We start from the raw sequence: 19,087 nt of genomic DNA, 5'->3' as shown, positions 1-19,087 counted from the left end.
TAGGCAGTTTCGTTTGGATCAGTTGGTCGTTGGTCCGGGTGTGCCGTTGACTGATGCGCAGTGGGCGCGGATCGAGCCGTTGCTCCCGGACCGGACGCCGAGGCGGGGTGGCCGGTGGCGGGACCATCGTGAGGTGATCGACGCGATCGCCTTCAAGTTCCAGACCGGCACGCAGTGGGTCCACCTGCCGGAGAGGTACGGCAACTGGCGAGGCGTCTACAACCGGCTGCGGATGTGGGCCGTCGACGGCACATGGGAGCGGGTCTTCACCGCCCTGGTGGCCCAGGCCGACGCGGACGAGGACCTCAACTGGGCCGTGTCGGTGGACTCCACGATCGTGCGGGCTCACCAGCACGCGGCCGGGGCCCGCAAAAAGGGGCCCCGGCCGGCGAACCCGACGACCATGCCATCGGCCGGTCCCGGGGCGGGCTGACCACGAAGATCCATCTCGCTGCCGATGCCCACTGCCGGCCTCTGGCATTCGTTCTCACCGCAGGCCAGGCGGGTGATGCACCCGCGTTCACCGAGGTCATGGCCCGCCTGCGCGTTCCCCGTCGGCGCGGCCGGCCCCGCACCAGGCCGGATGTGGTCCTGGCTGACAAGGCGTACTCCTCCCGCGCGATCCGCGAGCACCTGCGCAAGCGCGGCATCCGGGCAGTGATCCCTGTTCCCGCCGACCAGCGCGCGCACCGGTTACGTCGGGGCAGCCGGGGTGGCAGGCCACCGGCCTTCGACCGCGAGACCTACAAGCAGCGCAACACCGTCGAGCGGTGCATCAACCGCCTCAAGCAGTGGCGCGGCATCGCCACCCGCTACGAGAAGACCGCCACCATCTACCTGGCCGGGCTCCATATCGCGGGCATCTTCCTCTGGTCCGCTCGGTGATCCAAACGAAACGGCCTAGTTCGTCCGTCAGCCCGGCCACACGCCGCCGGTAGTGCGCAGTGAGACGCCGAGCCGTTCGGCTGCCGATTCGTCGGTGAGGCCCGAAGCGAGGGCCCCGGTCGGCTCGGCTGCCGTCCCCATTGCCGCCGCCCGACGCTCGACCAGCACACCGCCGGTCACCCGGAGGAATCCTCCGCCGCCCCGGCGGCACGACCGAACCCCGAAGGGCCCACGACGCGGACCACTCGGCGGAGTCCGGGCGGGATGGTGTCCCGGGGGAGCCGTCCGGGGTGGTGTCAGTGCGCCTCGGCCGTCCGGACCTGCTCGGGGGTGGGGGCGGTGCCGCCGAGGTGCGCCGGCATCCACCAGGTGTCGTCCGCGCCCTTGGGGCGCACCGGGTAGGCGCGCTGCGCGGCCTCCAGCAGCTCCTGCACCCGCTCGCGCACCTGCCGCGTGATCGCGCCCGCGTACTTGTCGCGGGAGGCCTCGATCGCCTCGCCGACGCGGATGGTGATCGGGGTGTGGCTGCGCTTGAAGTTGCGCGGGTGCCCCTTGGTCCACAGCCGCTGCGTGCCCCACACCGCCATCGGGACCAGCGGGACGCCGGCCTCCTGCGCCAGGCGCGCTGCGCCCGACTTGAAGCTCTTGAGGGTGAACGACTCGGAGATCGTCGCCTCCGGGAAGACTCCCACGATCTCGCCGGACCGCAGCGAGTCCAGGGCGTGCGCGTACGCCGCCTCGCCCCGCTCGCGGTCGACCGGGATGTGCTTCATGCCGCGCATCAGCGGACCGGAGATCCGGTGCCGGAACACCGACTCCTTCGCCATGAAGCGCACCAGCCGCTTCTGCGGCAGCGCCGCCAGGCCGTCGAAGATGAAATCCAGGTAGCTGATGTGGTTGCTCACCAGCACGGCGCCGCCCGAGCGCGGGATGTTCTCCGAACCCTGGCAGTCGATCTTGAGGTCCCACACCTTGAAGAGGGTGCGGGCGAGACCGATCGCCGGGCGGTAGACGATTTCTGCCATGGGCGGGTCGAACCCTTCCTTGTCGGCCTGGGGAGGGGCTCCCAGTCGAAAGTTACGCAGCCGTAGGTTTACGGCTTGTCGCAGATCGTGCCCCAAGAACGGCCGGTGTACCAGCCTTGGTGCCCGCCCGTGGCGAGATCCTCATCACGTCGTCGGCCCGTGCTGGCCGAAAAGCGACGGTGGGCCGGGAATCCACGCCGCCCCGTGAGCGCTGCACCTGTGGACGACTGGACCGGTGGGGCGCGCGCGAGGCGGGCCCGCGAGTGCCGCGGTGGCGGCGGAACGGAGTGCGCGGGTGCACGGGCAGGGCGACGGCGGGCGGCTCGATCCATCCGGTCCTCGGCTCGGCGCGGCCGACCTGGGCGCGGAACCGGGCGCACGCGCGACGCTCGTCCAGTTCTCCAGCGCCTTCTGCGCCCCCTGCCGGGCCACCCGGCGGATTCTCGGGGAGGTGGCCGGTATGGTGCCCGGCGTCACCCACGTCGAGATCGACGCCGAGGCCCGTCTGGATCTCGTCCGCGCCCTCGGCGTGCTCAAGACCCCCACCGTGCTGGTCCTCGGCGCCGACGGACGTGTCGTGCGGCGCGCCGTCGGGCAGCCGCGCAAGGCGGACGTGATCGCCGCGCTGGGCGAGGCGGTGTGACCGCCGCCACGCCATCGGTGAGGCGCTCTCCACAGCTTCCACTTCTCAGGACGTATTTGACTGTGTGTGCCACCCGTCGTCAGCCTGCTGCCAGGCCTTCAGTCCCCTCTCCCCGGGCCGGGACGCAACGCGGAAGGACACCCCGTATGACGGTCACGCCCGACCTGACCGCACCGCGGCTCGCCGGCGCCGAGTTGCTCCGGTCCGCTTTCCGACGGCACGCGGCGGGGGTCGCGGTGATCACCGCGCGCGACGGCGCCGGCCCCGTCGGGTTCACGGCCACCTCGCTCACCTCGGTCTCCGCCGAGCCGCCGCTGCTCTCCTTCGGCATCGGCACCGGTTCGTCGAGCTGGCCCGCGGTCTCCGCGGCCGAGTACGTGGGCGTCCACCTGCTCGGTGAGCACCAGGAGGACCTGGCGGCCACGTTCGCCCGAAGCGGCGCCGACCGCTTCGCGGCGCCCACCGTCTGGCGCGAGGGCCCCGAGGGTGTGCCGGTCCTGGACGGCGTGCTCGCCTGGCTGGTGTGCCGTGTCGTCGGCCGGGTGCCGGCCGGGGACCACCGCGTCGTGCTGGCGGAGGTCGTGCTGGGCGACCCCGCCGGCGACGGCAGCCCCCTGCTCTACCACCAGGGGCGCTACAACGGCCTGCGCGACTGACCGCCGTCGGGGGCGCTTCTGCGGGACCGTCCGGTTCCGGTTACGCTGCGTTGCGAAGGTCACAGTTCAAAGCGCTTGCTTAGCGGGAAAGAACTGGATGTACTGACGAGTAATATTCCGGGTGGAGCGCAGGTCGCCCCGACCGGGATCGGCCGCTTGGGGCGCCTATGCTGCCTGCAAGAGGCAGCACTGAAATGTCGACGCAGTAGGAGAGCCGGCGTGAGCTTGAGGATCGTTGTCACTGTGAAGTACGTGCCCGACGCCACTGGCGACCGGCACTTCGCCGATGACCTGACCGTCGACCGGGACGACGTGGACGGCCTGCTCTCCGAGCTGGACGAGTACGCGGTCGAGCAGGCGCTGCAGATCTCGGAGAACTCCGACGACGACGTGGAGGTCACCGTCCTGACGGTGGGTCCCGAGGACGCCAAGGACGCCCTGCGCAAGGCGCTGTCCATGGGTGCGGACAAGGCGATCCACGTCGAGGACGACGACCTGCACGGCACCGACGCCATCGGCACCTCCCTGGTCCTGGCCAAGGCGATCGAGAAGGCCGGCTACGACCTGGTCGTCTCCGGCATGGCCTCCACCGACGGCACCATGGGCGTCGTGCCCGCGCTGCTCGCCGAGCGCCTGGGCGTGCCGCAGGTGACGCTGCTGTCCGAGGTCTCGGTCGAGGGCGGGACGGTCAAGGGCCGCCGTGACGGCGACGCCGCCACCGAGCAGCTGGAGGCCTCGCTGCCGGCCGTCGTGTCGGTCACCGACCAGTCGGGCGAGGCGCGCTACCCCTCCTTCAAGGGCATCATGGCGGCCAAGAAGAAGCCGGTTCAGTCCTGGGACCTCTCCGACCTCGACATCGACGAGGGCGAGGTCGGCCTGGAGAACGCCTACACCACGGTCGACTCCGCGACCGAGCGCCCGGCGCGCACCGCGGGCACCATCGTCAAGGACGAGGGCGAGGGCGGCAAGCAGCTCGCCGAGTTCCTCGCGGGCCAGAAGTTCATCTGAGCCCCGGATTCGCCGACCGCCCCTCACATCTCGCAAGCAGGAGAGAAGAAGTCCCATGGCTGAAGTTCTCGTCTACGTCGACCACGTGGACGGTGCCGTCCGCAAGCCCACCCTGGAGCTGCTGACGCTCGCCCGCCGCATCGGCGAGCCGGTCGCCGTCGCGCTGGGCAACGGCGCCGGTGACACCGCCGCCGCCCTCGCCGAGCACGGCGCGGTGAAGGTGCTGACCCACGAGGCCGCCGAGTACGCCGACTACCTGGTCGTGCCGAAGGTGGACGCCCTGCAGGCCGCCCACGAGGCCGTCTCCCCGACCGCCGTGCTGGTCCCGTCCTCCGCGGAGGGCAAGGAGATCGCCGCCCGCCTGGCGCTGCGCCTCGGATCGGGCGTCATCACCGACGCCGTCGACCTGGAGGCCGGCGACGAGGGCCCGGTGGCCACCCAGTCGGTGTTCGCCGCCGCCTTCACCACCAAGTCCCGCGTCTCCAAGGGCACCCCGGTCATCACGGTCAAGCCGAACAGCGCGGCCGTCGAGGCCGCCCCGGCCGCCGGAGCGGTCGAGGCGCTGTCGGTGTCCTTCTCCGCCCAGGCGACCGGCACCAAGGTCACCTCGCGCACGCCGCGCGAGTCGACCGGCCGTCCGGAGCTGACCGAGGCCGCGATCGTGGTCTCCGGCGGCCGTGGCGTCAACGGCGCGGAGAACTTCGCGATCATCGAGGCGCTGGCCGACTCCCTCGGCGCGGCCGTCGGTGCCTCGCGCGCCGCGGTGGACGCGGGCTGGTACCCGCACACCAACCAGGTCGGCCAGACCGGCAAGTCCGTCTCGCCGCAGCTGTACATCGCCTCCGGTATCTCGGGCGCCATCCAGCACCGCGCCGGCATGCAGACCTCGAAGACGATCGTGGCGATCAACAAGGACGCCGAGGCCCCGATCTTCGACCTGGTCGACTACGGCGTGGTCGGCGACCTCTTCGCCGTCGTCCCGCAGCTCACCGAGGAGGTCAGGACCCGCAAGGGCTGACCATCCCTCCGGTGCTCCAGTGCTCCGGTGCTCCGGCCGAGACCCCCGCGACCGTCCTGGTCGCGGGGGTCTCGGCGTCTGCGCAGGATGGGTGTTGACCGGCGAGTGACCGACAGATAACTTCGCACTACGGATTATCTATTCCGCTCAGCGGAAAGCAGGAGGGTGTGGGATGGGTCAGCAGGAGAAGGTGGCAACGAGCCTCGCGGGCGCCGTCGGCGAGGAGATCAGTGCCTCCCTCGCACCGGTCGACGCCGAACTGGAGCGCCGCTACCCCGGAGACCCGGGCACCCGCCAGCCCGTCCACACCGTCTACGTCCCCGGTGACGTCTTCGCCGCCGACACGATCCGCACCTGGGGCGACCGGGCGCTCGCGGCCCTCGACGAACACGCCCCGGACGCCGCCGCCTTCGCCGCCGTCCTCGGTCTCACCGACGACCTCGCCGAGCCCGTGTACCGCCGCGTGCGCGCCAAGCTGGAGCGCGAGCCGGTCGAGGACCTCCGTGTCGACTTCGAGGACGGCTACGGCATCCGGTCCGACGCGGAGGAGGACGAGGCCGCGGCGCGCGCGGCGCGGCTGATCGCCGAGGCGTACGGCCGGGGCACGGCGGCCCCGTACATGGGCATCCGCATGAAGTGCATGGAGGCTCCGGTGCGCGCCCGCGGCATCCGCACCCTCGACGTCTTCCTCAGCGGCCTGATGGAGGCCGGCGGCCTGCCGGACGGGCTGGTGCTCACCCTGCCCAAGGTGACCTACCCCGAGCAGGTCACCGCCATGGTGCGGCTCCTGGAGGCCTTCGAGGAGGCGCGCGGACTGGAGCCCGGCCGGATCGGCTTCGAGATCCAGATCGAGACCAGCCAGTCCATCCTGGCCGCCGACGGCACCGCCGCCGTGGCCCGCATGATCCAGGCCGCCGGGGGCCGCGCCACCGGCCTCCACTACGGCACCTTCGACTACAGCGCCTGCCTCGGCGTCTCCGCCGCCCACCAGGCCGGCGACCACCCGGCCGCCGACCACGCCAAGGCGGTCATGCAGGTCGCCGCCGCGGGCACCGGCGTACGCGTCTCGGACGGTTCCACCAACGTCCTGCCGGTCGGCCCCACCGAGAAGGTCCACGACGCCTGGCGCCTGCACTTCGGCCTCACCCGCCGCGCCCTCGCCCGCGCCTACTACCAGGGCTGGGACATGCACCCCGGCCACCTCCCCACCCGGTACGCGGGCGTGTTCGCCTTCTACCGCGAGGGGTTCGAGCAGGCGGCCGCCCGCCTCGCCCGCTACGCCAACCGCACCGGCGGCGACGTCATGGACGAGCCCGCGACCGCCAAGGCCCTCAGCGGCTACCTGCTGCGCGGCCTGGACTGCGGCGCCCTCGACATCGGCGAGGTCGCCCGGCTCACCGGCCTGACCCGCGCCGACCTGGAGGGCTTCTCCTCGCCGCGGCGCGGTGACCTCACGGCCTCGGCCCAGTAGGCGGCGGCCGGGTGCGGGGGAGCGGCGGCGGGCCGCCCGTCCGGCCGTACCGCTCCGGGCCGGGGGCCGTCACGCGCCCCTCCTCGGCGAACAGCGCGTCCCCCGCTCGCACGGCCTGCGGCCGGCCCGGGCCTGCCGCGAAATCCCCCGGTGGGCCGCCCCGGACAACTTCCGCGGCCGGGCCCGCCCCCGGGGCGGCTCGCCGATCAGTGTCCGTTGGCCGCCCGGCTGCCGGCGCGGGGCTCCGTCGCCGTCGTGCCTGCGCCGTGGCGGACGACGTGCGTACCGGCACCGGTCCGCGACGTCCGCACCGGGCCCGGGGGCCGGACGTCGCGGGCCGGACCGCGACGCCGGGCGCGGCGCGTGCGGGAGCCTCCGGCGGCGCCGCGCCCGCGTGCACCCGTCCTCGGACCCGTCCGTCGAGGGGGCCGCTCAGTCGGCCGGGGGCAGCTCGCCCGAACCCCGGGTGACCAGCCTGGTCGGCAGTTCGATGCGGTCGGGCATGAGCAGGTCACCGTCCAACTGCTGGAAGAGGCGCTCGGCGGCGGTCCGGCCGAGGGCCGCCGCGTCCTGGGCGACCACGGTGACGCCCGGCTGGAGCAGGTCGGCCAGCTCGATGTCGTCGAAGCCGACCAGCGCGACGCCGCGGGCGTGCTCGGCGAGGACGCGGATCACGGTGACCGTCACCCGGTTGTTGCCGGTGAAGACGGCGGTGACCGGGTGCGGATCGGCCAGCATCTCCTCGGCCGCCCTGCGCACCCGCTCGGGGTCGGTGACGCCCAGGGACGTCCAGGAGTCCTTCACCGGTATGCCCGCCTCCTCCATGGCGGTCCGGTAGCCGCGCAGCCGCTCGGCGGCGGTGTGGATGCGGGGCATGTCACCGATGAAGCCGATCCTGCGGTGCCCGTGCGCGATGAGGTGGGCGACGCCGTCCCGGGCGCCGCCGAAGTTGTCGGACACCACCACGTCCGCGTCGATCCGCCCCGCCGGACGGTCGACGAACACCGTGGCGACGCCCGCCTTGAGTTCAGGCTCCAGATACCGGTGGTCGTCCCCGGCGGGGATGACCACCAGCCCGTCCACGCGCCGCGCGCACAACGCCAGCACCAGTTCCTGCTCGCGGTCCGGGTCCTCCGCGCTGGACCCGTTGATCAACAGGGCGCCGTGGGTCCGGGCCACCTCCTCCACGGCGCGGCTGAGCGGCCCGTAGAAGGGGTCCGCCAGGTCCTCCAGGACCAGGCCGATGCTGGCCGTGCGGCCCTTGCGCAGCACCCGGGCACTGTCGTTGCGGCGGAATCCGAGCGCCTCGATGGCCTCCTGGACGCGGCGCTCGGTCTCCGGGGTGACCCCCGACTCCCCGTTGACCACCCGGGAGACGGTCTTGAGGCCGACCCCGGCTCGGGCGGCGACGTCCTTCATGGTCGGGCGATTGCCGTAGCGGTTCCCCGGGAGGCGCTCTGCGCGGCGGGGCGTGTGGGGCACGATGCGGTGTCCTGTCCTGTCGTCCACGGGCTTGCGTCGGCTCCTGTCGTCCACGGTGTCGTCCGAGGGGATGTGTCGGTGGTGCGTTTGTATGAGGATGTGGCGTCGAGCATAGAGCCTGGACAACGTTGTCAGATGCGGGAGACACTGTTCGCCGCACTCTCCGGCCCTCGCCCCCACCCCCGGGCCGGTCTGCTGCGGCCTCGCGTTCGTCATTTTTCTTTCGGTCCGACGGGGAGATCCGAATCTGATGCACACCGACCTCGTGGCAGCGCTGGACATCGGCGGCACCAAGATCGCCGGAGCCCTCGTGGACGGCCACGGCCGCATCCAGGCCCGCGCGCAGCGTGCGACGCCCGCCCGGGAGCACGGCGACACCGTCATGCGTGCCGTCGAGGCCGTGCTCGGGGACCTGACGGCGTCGCCGCTGTGGGGGCGGGCCACGGCCGTCGGCATCGGCAGCGCGGGCCCGGTGGACGCCTCCACCGGCACGGTGAGCCCCGTGAACGTGCCGGGCTGGCGCGACTACCCGCTCGTCCGGCGGGTCTGCGCCGCCGCCGGGGACCTGCCCGTCGAGCTGATCGGCGACGGCGTGGCCATCACGGCGGCCGAGCACTGGCAGGGTGCCGCCCGCGGACACGACAACGCGCTGTGCATGGTGGTGTCGACGGGCGTCGGCGGCGGTCTGGTCCTGGACGGGCGGCTGCACCCCGGCCCGACGGGCAACGCCGGGCACATCGGCCACATCAGCGTGGACCTGGACGGTGACGCCTGCCCGTGCGGTGCGCGCGGCTGCGTGGAACGCATAGCGAGCGGCCCCAACATCGCGCGGCGCGCCCTCGACGCCGGCTGGCGCCCCGGCCCGGACGGTGACACCTCCGCCGTCGCGGTCGCGGCCGCCGCCCGGCGGGGCGACCCCGTCGCCGTGGCCTCCTTCGAACGGGCCGCACGGGCGCTGGCCGCCGGCATCGCGGCGACCGCGACCCTCGTCGAGATCGACATCGCCGTGATCGGTGGGGGCGTGGGCAAGGCGGGGGACGTCCTCTTCGCCCCCCTGCGCAAGGCCCTGACCGACTACGCGACCCTGTCCTTCGTACGGCGCCTGGTGGTGGTGCCCGCCCAGATGGGGACGGACGCGGGGCTGGTGGGGGCCGCCGCCGCGGCGCTCACGAGGACGGCCGGGGTGACTCCGGCGGGCGTCTGAACCGGGCGCGGGCCGGGCGCGAGGTGTTCGGGCTGCGGCGGGGCGATCGGGCGGGCGCGAGGTGTTCGGGCCGTGGCGGGGTGATCGGGCGGGCGCGAGGTGTTCGGGCCGTGGCGGGGTGATCGGGCGGGGCCGGAGTGATCGGGCGGGACGGGGACCGGACGCGGTCGGACCGATTCGGCGGCATACGGGCCTCCGCCCGTGACCCCGGCGCCGCGGCGCAGTTGAAGCAGGCATGAAGAAGCGCAGCATGCTCGCCATCGCCTCCCTGGCCACCGGTTTCGTCGTCGCGGCCGTCAGCCCGTCCCACTCCGCCCCGGGCGAACTCCCCCTCAACCTCGACGTCGAGGAGACCGTCAGCACGGTGCAGGACACCGTCGTTGTCGAGAAGCTGAGCGTGGACGAGGACACGCTCGGGAAGCTGGGCTGACAGGCCCGGCCGCGTCGCACCGCACGGCGCCGGCGCCCCCTCCCCGGGGCGTCGGCGCCGTCGTCGTACGCCCTCGGGCGGCGCCCTCAACTGGGCCTGGTTTCCGTGGCAGGGTGGAGCGGGCAAGCCACAGGGGGCCAACAGAAGAGGGGGACCTGTGACCGTCGTCTGGATCAACGGCGCGTTCGGTGCGGGGAAGACCGCCACCGCACGGGAACTGATCGAACTGATCCCGAACAGCACGCTCCTCGATCCCGAGGTCATCGGCGCGGCACTCGCACACCTGCTGCCGCCCAAACGCCTGGCCGAGGCCGGCGACTTCCAGGACCTGCCGATCTGGCGCCGCCTGGTCATCGACACGGCGGCCGCGATGCTCGCCGAACTCGGCGGGACACTCGTGGTGCCCATGACCCTGTTGCGCCAGGAGTACCGGGACGAGATCTTCGGCGGCCTCGCCGCCCGCCGGATCGAGGTCCGGCACATCCTGCTGGTTCCGGCGGAAACGATCCTGCGGGAGCGCGTGGCGCGCCGCGAGACACCCGGGGGCCCGCCCGGCGGCGAGATACGCCCACGGCAGTGGTCCTACGACCACATGGAGCCGTACCGGACCGCCCTCGCGTCCTGGCTGACCGCCGACGCCCATCCGGTCGACACCGGCGCCCTCACCCCGTACCAGGCCGCCGCCCGGATCGCCGAGGCCGTCCGCACCGGCTCCGTGCCGGCCTGCGACATCGTGCAGACGCCCGAGCCCACCGCCGAGACCACCGCCGCCGGCGTGCTTCTCTTCGACGAGCGGGACCGGGTGCTGCTCGTCGACCCGACGTACAAACCCGGATGGGAGTTTCCGGGCGGCGTCGTGGAACCCGGCGAGGCGCCCGCCCGCGCCGGCATGCGGGAGGTCGCCGAGGAGACCGGGATACACCTCCAGGACGTACCCGCCCTGCTGGTCGTCGACTGGGAGGCTCCCGTACCTCCCGGCTACGGCGGTCTGCGCCTGCTCTTCGACGGTGGCCGGCTCGACTCCGCGGACGCGAGGCGGCTGCTGCTGCCCGGCCCCGAACTGCGCGCCTGGCGCTTCGTCACCGAGGACGAGGCGGCCGGCCTCCTCCCGCCGGTCCGCTACGAGCGGCTGCGCTGGGCCATGCGGGCCCGGGAACGCGGGGCGGCGCTGTACCTGGAGGCGGGTACTCCGGTCGGCTGATCTCGGACGGCCGCCCCGTAGGTACGGGCCGAGGCCCGGAGCACCTCGCCGGCCCCGGCGGTCACGGGGCCCCGTGACCGAAGCAGGCCCCCTCCGTGTCAGGCCCGCCAACCGCCCGGAGGAGCCGACGGCGCGGTCCCGACCGACGCCGGACACGCCGAGCATCGCACTGCCGTCGACCGGCGGGGCGGCGACCGCGTCCCCCGCGCACAGCATGCCGTGACGCGGGAGGTACAGTGCGATGCTCCCGTCCGTGCGGCCCGGGGCGTGGACGACGTGCGCCCCGCGCCGAAGTCCAGGACGTCGCCGCCGGTCACCTCCGTCACCCGCGCCGGCCGGTCGAGGCCGTCCCGGAGAAGCCGTCGGACGGCGTCCGCGTGCAGCGGTGCTCCCCGTCCTCGAAGGCGGGTTCCGCGCCCGGCAGTTCACCCCGTACGACCGGCGTACGACCGGCGCCTCCACGGCATGGGCCACCACCTCCGCCCGCACCGTCTCCTCGGAATTCGCGCCACCGGTAAACTGACGCCTGATGCCGACAACCCGCCATCCTTCGCCGCCGTCCGCCGATGCAGAAGAGCAGATCCTGCAAGGCGGTGCCTGGCTGCCGCACGGCTTCCAGCTCGACCCCCACAGCCACGTACAGGGCCAGTTGGTCTATGCCGCCGCCGGCGCCCTGGCCACGGCGACCGAGCGCGGCACCTGGGTCGCCCCGGCGGACCGGATCACCTGGACGCCCCCGCGCTTCGCCCACTCGCACCGCTTCTACGGCCGGACCGATGTACGGCTGGTGTCCGTACCGCTCGACCTGTGCGCCGAGCTCATCGATCACCCCAGCGTCTTCGCGGTGAGCCCGCTGCTGCGCGAGGCACTGCTGGCGCTCACCGACGAACCGGAGCGGCGGGCCGGCGCCCACCGGCGTCTTCTCACCGTGATCGTGGACGAGTTGGCCGACGCGGCCGAGACCTCCCTGCACCTTCCCGAAGCGCGGGACGACCGGCTGCGCGCCGCCACCGACCTGCTGCGCGCGGACCCCGCCCGGCCTTCCACCCTGGCCGAGCTGGGCCGGGAGGTGGGAGCCGGCGAGCGCACGCTCAGCCGCCTGTTCCACACCGAGCTGAGCATGAGCTTCCACCGCTGGCGCACCACCCTGCGCATCCACCACGCTCTGGCGCACCTGACCGACGGGATGACGGTGACGGAGACCGCGGTGGCGTGCGGCTGGTCCAACCCGTCCACCTTCATCGACGCCTTCACCGAGGTCATCGGCCAGACACCCGGCCGTTACCGGGCCGGCCTGCGCCTCCACGGGCGCTAGCTGCCACCACGGCTGTCCACCCGATGTGCGCTGGCTGGGTGCATGACGCACGAGGTCCGAGCCGCCTTGGCGGGTTTCCGGTATCGGGTGTCGACTTACCGGTGGTCTGCAGGCCGCCGGGTCTTTCACAGTGGACAGCGAGCGGGCGCCGGTCCTCACGGCCGGCGCCGCCGCGTACGCCCTCGGCGCGTACCGACCACTGTACGGATCACGAAAGGCCCGCACGCATGACTGAGACACGCGACGACACGGCCGTCGTCATCATCGGGGCCGGCGTCGCCGGTCTGACCCTCGGCAACTTCCTCCTGCGTAACGGCGTCGACTGCACCGTGCTGGAGAAGCACCCTCGCGCCTACGTCGAGAAGCGCCAGCGCGCCGGAACGATCGACACCTTCGGGGTGCGCCTGTTCCGCGAGTGGGGCCTGGAGGAGGTCCTGGCGGGCGACCCCATCCCGCACAGCGAGGGCGGCTTCTACGTCGACGGCCACGCGATGCCGATCGACGTGGACGAGGACGACGACGAGAGCCTGTACTGCCCGCAGCAGGTCCTGGTGCGCAACCTCACCGAGGTCTTCCTGCGCGAGGGCGGTGACCTGCGCTACGAAGCCGCGGACGTCACCCTGGAAAAACTCGATGAGGGCAACCCGGTGGCGCGCTACCGGGACGCCGAGGGCGCGGCGCGAGCCATCGAGTGCGACTTCGTCGCCGGCTGCGACGGCTTCCACGGCGTCTCCCGCAGCTCCATCCCCGCCTCCGCGCTGACCGAGTACTCCCACGAGTACGGCTACTCCTGGCTCAGCGTCCTGGCCGCCACCGAGACCAAGCCCTCGGGCATGGCGATCCACGAACTGGGCCTGGCCGGGATGATCCCCCGCGGCCCCGAAGCCAGCCGCATCTACCTGCAGTGCGCGGTCGACGACACCCCCGAGCAGTGGCCGGAGGAGCGCATCTGGAGCGAGCTGGAGGCCCGCTTCGGCACACCGCCCTCACGCGGCGAGATCCTGTCCCAGCAGATCGTTCCGCTGCGCAGCGTGGTGTTCGACCCGATGAGCTACGGCAGGCTCTACCTTCTGGGCGACGCCGCGCACATCGTGCCGCCGATGAGCGCCAAGGGCATCCACCTCGCGCTGCACGACACCGAGGTCTTCGCCCGCGCGGTGATCCGCCATGCCGAGGAGGGCGACTCCAGCCTCCTCGACAGCTACTCGCAGACCTGCCTGCCGCACATCTGGAACTACCAGGCGTTCGCGACGTGGATCACCGACACCATGCACAACGCCGGATTCACCGGCTACGAGGGCGAGTTCAAGAAGCAGATCGCGCGCGCCGAACTCCAGCGCCAGTTCGCCTCCGAGTCGGCGAACAAGCTGTTCAGCGAGCTGACCGCCGGTACCAACTAGAAGTCCCGCGGACGCGGCGGCAGTCGCCCGGGCTCGGGCCCCTCGGCGGGGCCGGGCCCGGGTCCACGTGCCTTGCCGGTCGAGCTGATCGAAGAGCCGTTCTGCCTCGTCCCGCCCTGGACCCCGGATCCATCAGCGCCCGCGGGAAGCGCGAGCAGGGCCATGAGCAGGATCGGCCCGGGGTGTGGACCCCCGGGCCGATGTCAGGTGCCGGGCCCGCGGTGTCAGCAGGTGACGTTGGCGATCGGCTTGTCGGACGTGACGTCGTCGGTCGACAGGAGAGGGACGACCTGCACGGTGGTGTCGACCGGGGCCTCGACCGCGTCGTTCAGCACATTGCCGGCCAGGATGTTGGTACCGGGGAAATACTGCGTGACGGTGCAGACGTCGGGCATGTCCGCGCCGCCGCACTGGTTGAGCGGGCTACCGATGGGGAGTCCGGCGAGGTTGCCGGTGGCGGTTCCGGTGCCGCGGGTGGTCGCTCCGTCCGCCTGGGCGGCGTTGTGGTGGTTGGCGCAGCTGGTGCCGGAAGCCGGCGACAGGAAGTCGCCGACACCTCCGGCCCGGGCGGGGGAGACGGCCGGGGCAGTTTCCAGCAGGGTCGCCGTCACGACAGCCCTGCGGGCAAAGGTTCGCGTCCTCATGAACGGCTCAATGATCACCCACCCGCCCGGACACGAGTCCGCGGTCACCGTGAACCTGCCCTGATCCGCATCGTGCTCGACCCTCCACGACGGGTTGGCACCCGGCTCAGACAGCCGCGTAGTTGCGCAGGAACAGCGCCTCCGCGATCGACAGGCGCTCCAGCTCCTCAGGGGACACGCTCTCGTTCACGGCGTGGATCTGCGCCTCCGGCTCACTCAGCCCGATCAGCAGGATCTCCGCCCGCGGATACAGCGCGGCCAGGGTGTTGCACAGCGGGATGGAGCCGCCCTGACCGGCGTACTGCATCTCCTGGCCCGGGTACGCCACCGCCATCGCCTCCGCCATGGCCTGGTACGCGGGGCTGGTGGTGTCCGCGCGGAACGCCTGGCCCTGGCCGATCTGCTCGACGCCGATGCGGGCGCCCCACGGCGTACGCGCCTCCAGGTGGGCCTGGAGCAGCTTGGTGGCCTCGGCCGCGTCCACGCCCGGCGGCACCCTCAGGCTCACCAGCGCGCGGGCGCCCGCCTGCACCGACGGCGTGGCGCCGACGACCGGCGGACAGTCGATGCCGAGCACCGTGACGGCCGGGCGCGCCCAGATCCGGTCGGCGACCGAGCCGGAACCGATCAGCTCCACGCCGTCGAGCACCCGGGCGTCCTTGCGGAACTGCTCCTCGTCGTAGGCCAGCCCCTCCCACGTGCTGTCCGCCGCCAGACCGTCCACGGTCGTCGACCCGTCCTCGGCGCGCAGCGAGTCCAGGACGCGGATCAGGGCGGCCAGCGCGTCGGGGGCCGCGCCGCCGAACTGGCCCGAGTGCAGGTTGCCTTCGAGCGTGTCGACCCGCACCCGGACCAGGGTCATGCCGCGCAGTGTCGAGGTGACCGTCGGCAGCCCGACCCGGAAGTTGCCCGCGTCGCCGATGACGATCGTGTCCGCGGCGAGCAGCTCGGGGTGCTGCTCGGCGTACCGCTCCAGGCCCCCCGTGCCCTGCTCCTCCGAGCCCTCGACGATCACCTTGACGTGCACCGGTACGCCGCCGTCGGCCTTCAGCGCGCGCAGCGCGAGCAGGTGCATGAGCACGCCGCCCTTGCAGTCGGCGGCACCGCGCCCGTACCAGCGGCCGTCGCGCTCCGTCAGCTCGAACGGCGGAGTGGCCCAGCCCGCCTCGTCCAGCGGCGGCTGCACGTCGTAGTGGGCGTACAGCAGCACCGTCTTCGCGCCCTCGGGCCCGGGCAGGTATCCGTAGACCGACTGCGTGCCGTCCGGTGTGTCGAGCAGGTCCACGTCCTGGAAGCCCTCGGCGCGCAGTGCCGCCGCTATCCAGTCGGCGGCGCCCACGCTCTCGCTGCGCGGGAACTGGTCGAAGTCCGCCACCGACTTGAAGGCCACCAGAGCGGCGAGTTCCTCCTGAGCCCTGGGCATCAGCGAGGCGACGGTCTCGGCGACCGGATTCGACGACATGGGCACGCTCCTTGTGGGTGCGACGTTGTACCGATGAGTACGGTGTGGGTGAGCCGATCCTCCCACAGTGGCCTGCGGCGATGCCCGCCGTAGGATGCGGGGGTCAGGTGCGGCATGCGGTTTGATCGGAGCAGTAGACCATCGTGAGCAGCGAGAACTCTTCGGCGGACGACGCGCGTCAGGTCTGGGACGTCGTCGTGGTGGGCGCGGGACCGGCGGGGGCCTCGGCCGCCTATGCGGCGGCGGTCGCGGGGCGGCGCGTGCTGTTGCTGGAGAAGGCGGAGCTGCCCCGCTACAAGACGTGCGGCGGCGGCATCATCGGTCCCTCGCGCGACACCCTCCCGCCCGGCTTCGATCTGCCCCTGCGGGACCGTGTGCACGCGGTCACGTTCTCGAACAACGGACGGTTCACCCGTACCCGGCGCTCCCGGCAGATGCTGTTCGGGCTGATCAACCGGCCCGAGTTCGACCAGCAGCTCGTCGAGCACGCCCAGAAGGCGGGTGCCGAGCTGCGCACCGGGGCGACGGTGGCGCGCGTGGAGCAGCACGGATCGGCGGTGCCGGACCGGCGCACGGTCGCCGTCGTCCTGCAGGGCGGTGAGACGGTGCTGGCGCGGGCGGTCGTCGGCGCGGACGGCAGTGCCAGCCGGATAGGGGCCCACGTCGGGGTGAAGCTCGACCAGGTCGACCTCGGCCTGGAGGCGGAGATCCCGGTGCCGGACACGGTCGCCGAGGACTGGAAGGGGCGGGCCCTCATCGACTGGGGCCCCCTGCCCGGCAGTTACGGCTGGGTCTTCCCCAAGGGCGACACACTGACGGTCGGTGTCATCTCGGCGCGCGGTGAGGGTGCGGCGACCAAGCGGTACCTGGAGGACTTCGTCGGCCGGCTCGGCCTCGCCGGTTTCGAACCGAGCGTCTCCTCCGGCCATCTGACGCGCTGCCGCGCCGACGACTCGCCGCTGTCGCGCGGCCGGGTCCTGGTGTGCGGGGACGCCGCGGGGCTCCTGGAGCCGTGGACGCGCGAGGGCATCTCCTTCGCGCTGCGCTCGGGACGGCTCGCGGGGGAGTGGGCGGTGCGGATCTCCGAGGCGCACGACGCCGTGGACGCGCGCAAGCAGGCCCTGAACTACGCCTTCGCGATCAAGGCCGGGCTCGGAGTGGAGATGAGCGTCGGCAAGCGGCTGCTGGCGGTCTTCGAGCGCCGGCCGGGGCTCTTCCACGCGGCCCTGACCGGGTTCCGTCCGGCCTGGAGGGCGTTCAAGGACATCACGCAGGGCTCGACCACGCTGGGCGAGCTGGTCCGCAGCCACCCGCTGGCGCAGCGGGCGCTGGCGGCGATCGACCGGCGGCCCGCGGCCGCGGGAGAGTCCGCGGGCTCGGCGGACGCGGCGGACGGCGCGGGCGCCGTGAGTCCTTCGGGTGCCACGAGTGACTCGGGCGGCGGGGGCGGTGCGGGTTCCTCGGGCGGCGGGGTCAGTTCCTGACCTCGATCCGGAAGACCGGGTGGTCGGGGGCGATGCGCCGCAGCTCCGCTTCCGGGGAGCCGGGGCCGACGCCGTTGAAGAAGACACCGACCTCGGCCTTCCAGCGCTTGAGGTAGGCCCGCAGGAGCGGCGGCTTGTCGTCGTCCGCGACCTCCGTGGCGGTGAACACGTCCACGTGCGCGCCGAGACGCAGTTCGCCGCCGCCCGCCGCGCGCATGTTGCGGGTCCACTGGACGTGTCCGCGCGGGGCGATCAGATACTGCTGCCCCTCGAAGGTCAGCAGGTTCACCGGGGTGGTCCGCCACTGGCCGCTCTTGCGGCCGCGGACCGCGAGGACACGGGAGCCCCAGACGCTCAGACCCCGGCGGGCCAGCCAGGCGACGGCGGAGTTGAGGACGTTGACGGTGAACCAGCCGGGCTTCTGGACGTGGGTGGACGCGGACATGCGGGCTCCAAGGTTGCCGGGACGAGGTGAGAGAGCGGGACGAGGCGAGAGAGCGGGACGAGGCGAGAGAGCGGCGTTCACTTTTGTGAGCGCTGCTCTCGCTTGTGTGTCAGTCTGTATCGGTTGGTGCGACAAAGCAAGAGCGCAGCTCTCTTTTTAGGGCGCCGCTCTCGTTTGTGTGCACTGCTCTCCTTTCGTGGGACACTGGCCGTATGAGCACCGCACAAGGAGCCCCGAAGGGGATCGCGCACGAGGCCGAGCAGGGAGCCAAGGGGGCCCGCGCCCGCGCCCGGATCGAGGTCACCGCCGCCATCAAGGACGCGGCGCGCGCCCAGCTCGCGGCGGAAGGCGCCGCCAAGCTCTCACTGCGGGCGGTGGCCCGCGAACTGGGCATGGCGTCCTCCGCCCTCTACCGCTACTTCCCCAGCCGCGACGACCTCCTGACCGCGCTCATCATCGACGCGTACGACTCGCTCGGTGCGGCGGCCGAGGAGGCCTGCGCCGCGCCCGCCGGAGCCGGGCCCGCCCGCCGCTGGACCGTGGTGTGCGAAGCGGTGCGGGAGTGGGCGCTGGCGCACCCCCACGAGTACGCGCTGATCTACGGATCGCCGGTGCCCGGATACAAGGCGCCCGACGACACCGTCCCCGCCGCCGCCCGGGTCGGCCACGTGTTCATCGGCATCATGCGCGACGCGCACCGGGGCCGGGGCCTGGCCAAGCAGGCACTGCCCGCCGGACTCCGCCCGGAGGCCCGGCGGATGGCCGCCGATCTCGCCCCCGACCTGCCCCCGGAGTCGGTGGCGGCCCTCGTCACGGCCTGGGCCGAGCTGTTCGGGCTGGTGGGGTTCGAGGTGTTCGGACAGTTCCACCGGGTCGTCGAGGACCGGGAGGCGTTCTTCCGTCACGCGGCGGAACGGCTCGCCAACGCGGTGGGCCTGGTGTTCGCGTAGCGGGGGGGCGCCGCGAGGACGGCACCGCCCGGCGCGCGGTGCCGGCCGTACGGTCAGCCGTGCGCAACGAGGTGCGCAGTACCGGGCGTAGCGCCAGGAGGCCGGCAGGGCCCGTGGCGGAATGACCGGGGGCGCCGAGGAGTGCCGCCCCCGGTGCCCGGTCGCCAGCCCGCTCACCGCCGCCCCGCCCTCTGCCTGCCGGACGACACGGTCCACGGCAACCTCGCCTTCGGCTGCCTCGTGGTGGCCGAACTCCCCGTCCGGGGGCTGTGATTCGCCCCGCCCCCAGGCCCGTGCCGACCGTGCGACGGCCGAACCCGGCACCCGGAGCGGGCCGGTCTCGGCCGGCCGTACCGGCCTACGG

The 19,087-nt window shown here is 72.8% G+C and carries 18 protein-coding genes; 13 read left to right on the top strand and 5 right to left on the bottom strand.

Annotated features, from left to right (window positions below; genetic code table 11):
- Nucleotides 1-22: 22 nt before the first annotated feature.
- Nucleotides 23-885, top strand: a protein-coding gene (locus ACVV2G_RS19260; protein ID WP_453843967.1) for an IS5 family transposase whose coding sequence is annotated in 2 segments (ribosomal slippage) — nt 23-380 and nt 380-885 — 864 coding nt in all. Because the reading frame shifts where the segments join, the coding sequence is not laid out codon by codon here.
- A 296-nt stretch (nt 886-1,181) separates the two neighbouring features.
- On the opposite strand, the gene ACVV2G_RS19255 is transcribed toward ACVV2G_RS19260, so the two are convergent.
- On the bottom strand, nt 1,182-1,910 hold the full coding sequence (locus ACVV2G_RS19255) for a lysophospholipid acyltransferase family protein (RefSeq protein ID WP_453843955.1): 729 nt from the start codon (nt 1,908-1,910) through the stop codon (nt 1,182-1,184).
- 295 nt (nt 1,911-2,205) lie between these two features.
- On the opposite strand from ACVV2G_RS19255, the gene ACVV2G_RS19250 reads away from it, so the two are divergent.
- The 5 genes from ACVV2G_RS19250 to ACVV2G_RS19230 all read left to right on the top strand — a co-directional run bounded on the left by ACVV2G_RS19250 (nt 2,206) and on the right by ACVV2G_RS19230 (nt 6,706).
- The gene (locus ACVV2G_RS19250; RefSeq protein ID WP_453843954.1) at nt 2,206-2,553 is read left to right on the top strand and encodes a thioredoxin family protein; all 348 of its coding nucleotides are present in this window, start codon (nt 2,206-2,208) and stop codon (nt 2,551-2,553) included.
- A gap of 146 nt (nt 2,554-2,699) precedes the next feature.
- Nucleotides 2,700-3,209: a flavin reductase family protein gene (locus tag ACVV2G_RS19245; protein WP_453843953.1), complete on the top strand. Its 510-nt coding sequence runs from the start codon at nt 2,700-2,702 to the stop codon at nt 3,207-3,209.
- Between the two features lie 219 nt (nt 3,210-3,428).
- A complete protein-coding gene (locus tag ACVV2G_RS19240) occupies nt 3,429-4,217 on the top strand; it encodes an electron transfer flavoprotein subunit beta/FixA family protein (RefSeq protein WP_453843952.1) in 789 nt (262 codons plus the stop codon).
- Between the two features lie 55 nt (nt 4,218-4,272).
- Nucleotides 4,273-5,235 carry an electron transfer flavoprotein subunit alpha/FixB family protein gene (locus ACVV2G_RS19235; RefSeq protein ID WP_453843951.1) on the top strand — a complete coding sequence of 321 codons (963 nt, stop codon included), beginning with the start codon at nt 4,273-4,275 and terminating at the stop codon, nt 5,233-5,235.
- 172 nt (nt 5,236-5,407) lie between these two features.
- The gene (locus ACVV2G_RS19230; RefSeq protein ID WP_453843950.1) at nt 5,408-6,706 is read left to right on the top strand and encodes a DUF6986 family protein; all 1,299 of its coding nucleotides are present in this window, start codon (nt 5,408-5,410) and stop codon (nt 6,704-6,706) included.
- A 432-nt stretch (nt 6,707-7,138) separates the two neighbouring features.
- Here the strand turns inward: ACVV2G_RS19230 and ACVV2G_RS19225 are convergent, their stop codons facing one another.
- Entirely contained in the window at nt 7,139-8,215 is a 1,077-nt protein-coding gene (locus ACVV2G_RS19225) for a LacI family DNA-binding transcriptional regulator (protein WP_453843949.1), read from the bottom strand.
- A 223-nt stretch (nt 8,216-8,438) separates the two neighbouring features.
- Here ACVV2G_RS19225 and ACVV2G_RS19220 point away from each other — a divergent pair, with 223 nt between their 5' ends.
- The 5 genes from ACVV2G_RS19220 (at nt 8,439) to ACVV2G_RS19200 (ending at nt 13,738) form a co-directional block, all read left to right on the top strand.
- Nucleotides 8,439-9,392 carry an ROK family protein gene (locus tag ACVV2G_RS19220; RefSeq protein ID WP_453843948.1) on the top strand — a complete coding sequence of 318 codons (954 nt, stop codon included), beginning with the start codon at nt 8,439-8,441 and terminating at the stop codon, nt 9,390-9,392.
- Nucleotides 9,393-9,627: 235 nt separating this feature from the next.
- The gene (locus tag ACVV2G_RS19215) at nt 9,628-9,822 is read left to right on the top strand and encodes a hypothetical protein (protein ID WP_453843947.1); all 195 of its coding nucleotides are present in this window, start codon (nt 9,628-9,630) and stop codon (nt 9,820-9,822) included.
- Nucleotides 9,823-9,979: 157 nt separating this feature from the next.
- Nucleotides 9,980-11,023, top strand: a complete 1,044-nt coding sequence (locus tag ACVV2G_RS19210) for an NUDIX hydrolase (RefSeq protein ID WP_453843946.1) — start codon at nt 9,980-9,982, stop codon at nt 11,021-11,023.
- 529 nt (nt 11,024-11,552) lie between these two features.
- On the top strand, nt 11,553-12,338 hold the full coding sequence (locus tag ACVV2G_RS19205; RefSeq protein WP_453843945.1) for a helix-turn-helix domain-containing protein: 786 nt from the start codon (nt 11,553-11,555) through the stop codon (nt 12,336-12,338).
- Between the two features lie 227 nt (nt 12,339-12,565).
- The gene (locus ACVV2G_RS19200; RefSeq protein ID WP_453843944.1) at nt 12,566-13,738 is read left to right on the top strand and encodes a 4-hydroxybenzoate 3-monooxygenase; all 1,173 of its coding nucleotides are present in this window, start codon (nt 12,566-12,568) and stop codon (nt 13,736-13,738) included.
- A gap of 224 nt (nt 13,739-13,962) precedes the next feature.
- Here ACVV2G_RS19200 and ACVV2G_RS19195 read toward each other — a convergent pair whose 3' ends face one another.
- Both ACVV2G_RS19195 and ACVV2G_RS19190 read right to left on the bottom strand, forming a co-directional pair.
- A complete protein-coding gene (locus tag ACVV2G_RS19195) occupies nt 13,963-14,382 on the bottom strand; it encodes a chaplin family protein (RefSeq protein ID WP_453843943.1) in 420 nt (139 codons plus the stop codon).
- Nucleotides 14,383-14,488: 106 nt separating this feature from the next.
- Nucleotides 14,489-15,844: a dipeptidase gene (locus tag ACVV2G_RS19190; RefSeq protein WP_453843942.1), complete on the bottom strand. Its 1,356-nt coding sequence runs from the start codon at nt 15,842-15,844 to the stop codon at nt 14,489-14,491.
- A 143-nt stretch (nt 15,845-15,987) separates the two neighbouring features.
- On the opposite strand from ACVV2G_RS19190, the gene ACVV2G_RS19185 reads away from it, so the two are divergent.
- Nucleotides 15,988-17,328: a geranylgeranyl reductase family protein gene (locus tag ACVV2G_RS19185; RefSeq protein ID WP_453843941.1), complete on the top strand. Its 1,341-nt coding sequence runs from the start codon at nt 15,988-15,990 to the stop codon at nt 17,326-17,328.
- On the opposite strand, the gene ACVV2G_RS19180 is transcribed toward ACVV2G_RS19185, so the two are convergent.
- Entirely contained in the window at nt 17,318-17,773 is a 456-nt protein-coding gene (locus ACVV2G_RS19180; protein WP_453843940.1) for a nitroreductase family deazaflavin-dependent oxidoreductase, read from the bottom strand. The genes ACVV2G_RS19185 and ACVV2G_RS19180 overlap by 11 nt on opposite strands.
- A gap of 212 nt (nt 17,774-17,985) precedes the next feature.
- On the opposite strand from ACVV2G_RS19180, the gene ACVV2G_RS19175 reads away from it, so the two are divergent.
- On the top strand, nt 17,986-18,723 hold the full coding sequence (locus ACVV2G_RS19175; protein ID WP_453843939.1) for a TetR/AcrR family transcriptional regulator: 738 nt from the start codon (nt 17,986-17,988) through the stop codon (nt 18,721-18,723).
- Nucleotides 18,724-19,087 lie beyond the last annotated feature (364 nt).

The sequence above is a fragment of the Streptomyces sp. JK94 genome, assembly GCF_053613315.1.
The sequence above is the reverse complement of the archived record's forward strand: the minus strand, read 5'-3'. Positions and strand labels throughout refer to the sequence as shown.

Bases quoted from the DNA above. Each gene is read 5' to 3' on its own strand.
- ACVV2G_RS19180 (WP_453843940.1), bottom strand. From the start codon at position 17,773: ATGTCCGCGTCCACCCACGTCCAGAAGCCCGGCTGGTTCACCGTCAAC.
- ACVV2G_RS19235 (WP_453843951.1), top strand. From the start codon at position 4,273: ATGGCTGAAGTTCTCGTCTACGTCGACCACGTGGACGGTGCCGTCCGC.
- ACVV2G_RS19245 (WP_453843953.1), top strand. From the start codon at position 2,700: ATGACGGTCACGCCCGACCTGACCGCACCGCGGCTCGCCGGCGCCGAG.
- ACVV2G_RS19220 (WP_453843948.1), top strand. From the start codon at position 8,439: ATGCACACCGACCTCGTGGCAGCGCTGGACATCGGCGGCACCAAGATC.
- ACVV2G_RS19205 (WP_453843945.1), top strand. From the start codon at position 11,553: ATGCCGACAACCCGCCATCCTTCGCCGCCGTCCGCCGATGCAGAAGAG.
- ACVV2G_RS19195 (WP_453843943.1), bottom strand. From the start codon at position 14,382: ATGAGGACGCGAACCTTTGCCCGCAGGGCTGTCGTGACGGCGACCCTG.
- ACVV2G_RS19190 (WP_453843942.1), bottom strand. From the start codon at position 15,844: ATGTCGTCGAATCCGGTCGCCGAGACCGTCGCCTCGCTGATGCCCAGG.
- ACVV2G_RS19175 (WP_453843939.1), top strand. From the start codon at position 17,986: ATGAGCACCGCACAAGGAGCCCCGAAGGGGATCGCGCACGAGGCCGAG.
- ACVV2G_RS19215 (WP_453843947.1), top strand. From the start codon at position 9,628: ATGAAGAAGCGCAGCATGCTCGCCATCGCCTCCCTGGCCACCGGTTTC.
- ACVV2G_RS19255 (WP_453843955.1), bottom strand. From the start codon at position 1,910: ATGGCAGAAATCGTCTACCGCCCGGCGATCGGTCTCGCCCGCACCCTC.
- ACVV2G_RS19230 (WP_453843950.1), top strand. From the start codon at position 5,408: ATGGGTCAGCAGGAGAAGGTGGCAACGAGCCTCGCGGGCGCCGTCGGC.
- ACVV2G_RS19200 (WP_453843944.1), top strand. From the start codon at position 12,566: ATGACTGAGACACGCGACGACACGGCCGTCGTCATCATCGGGGCCGGC.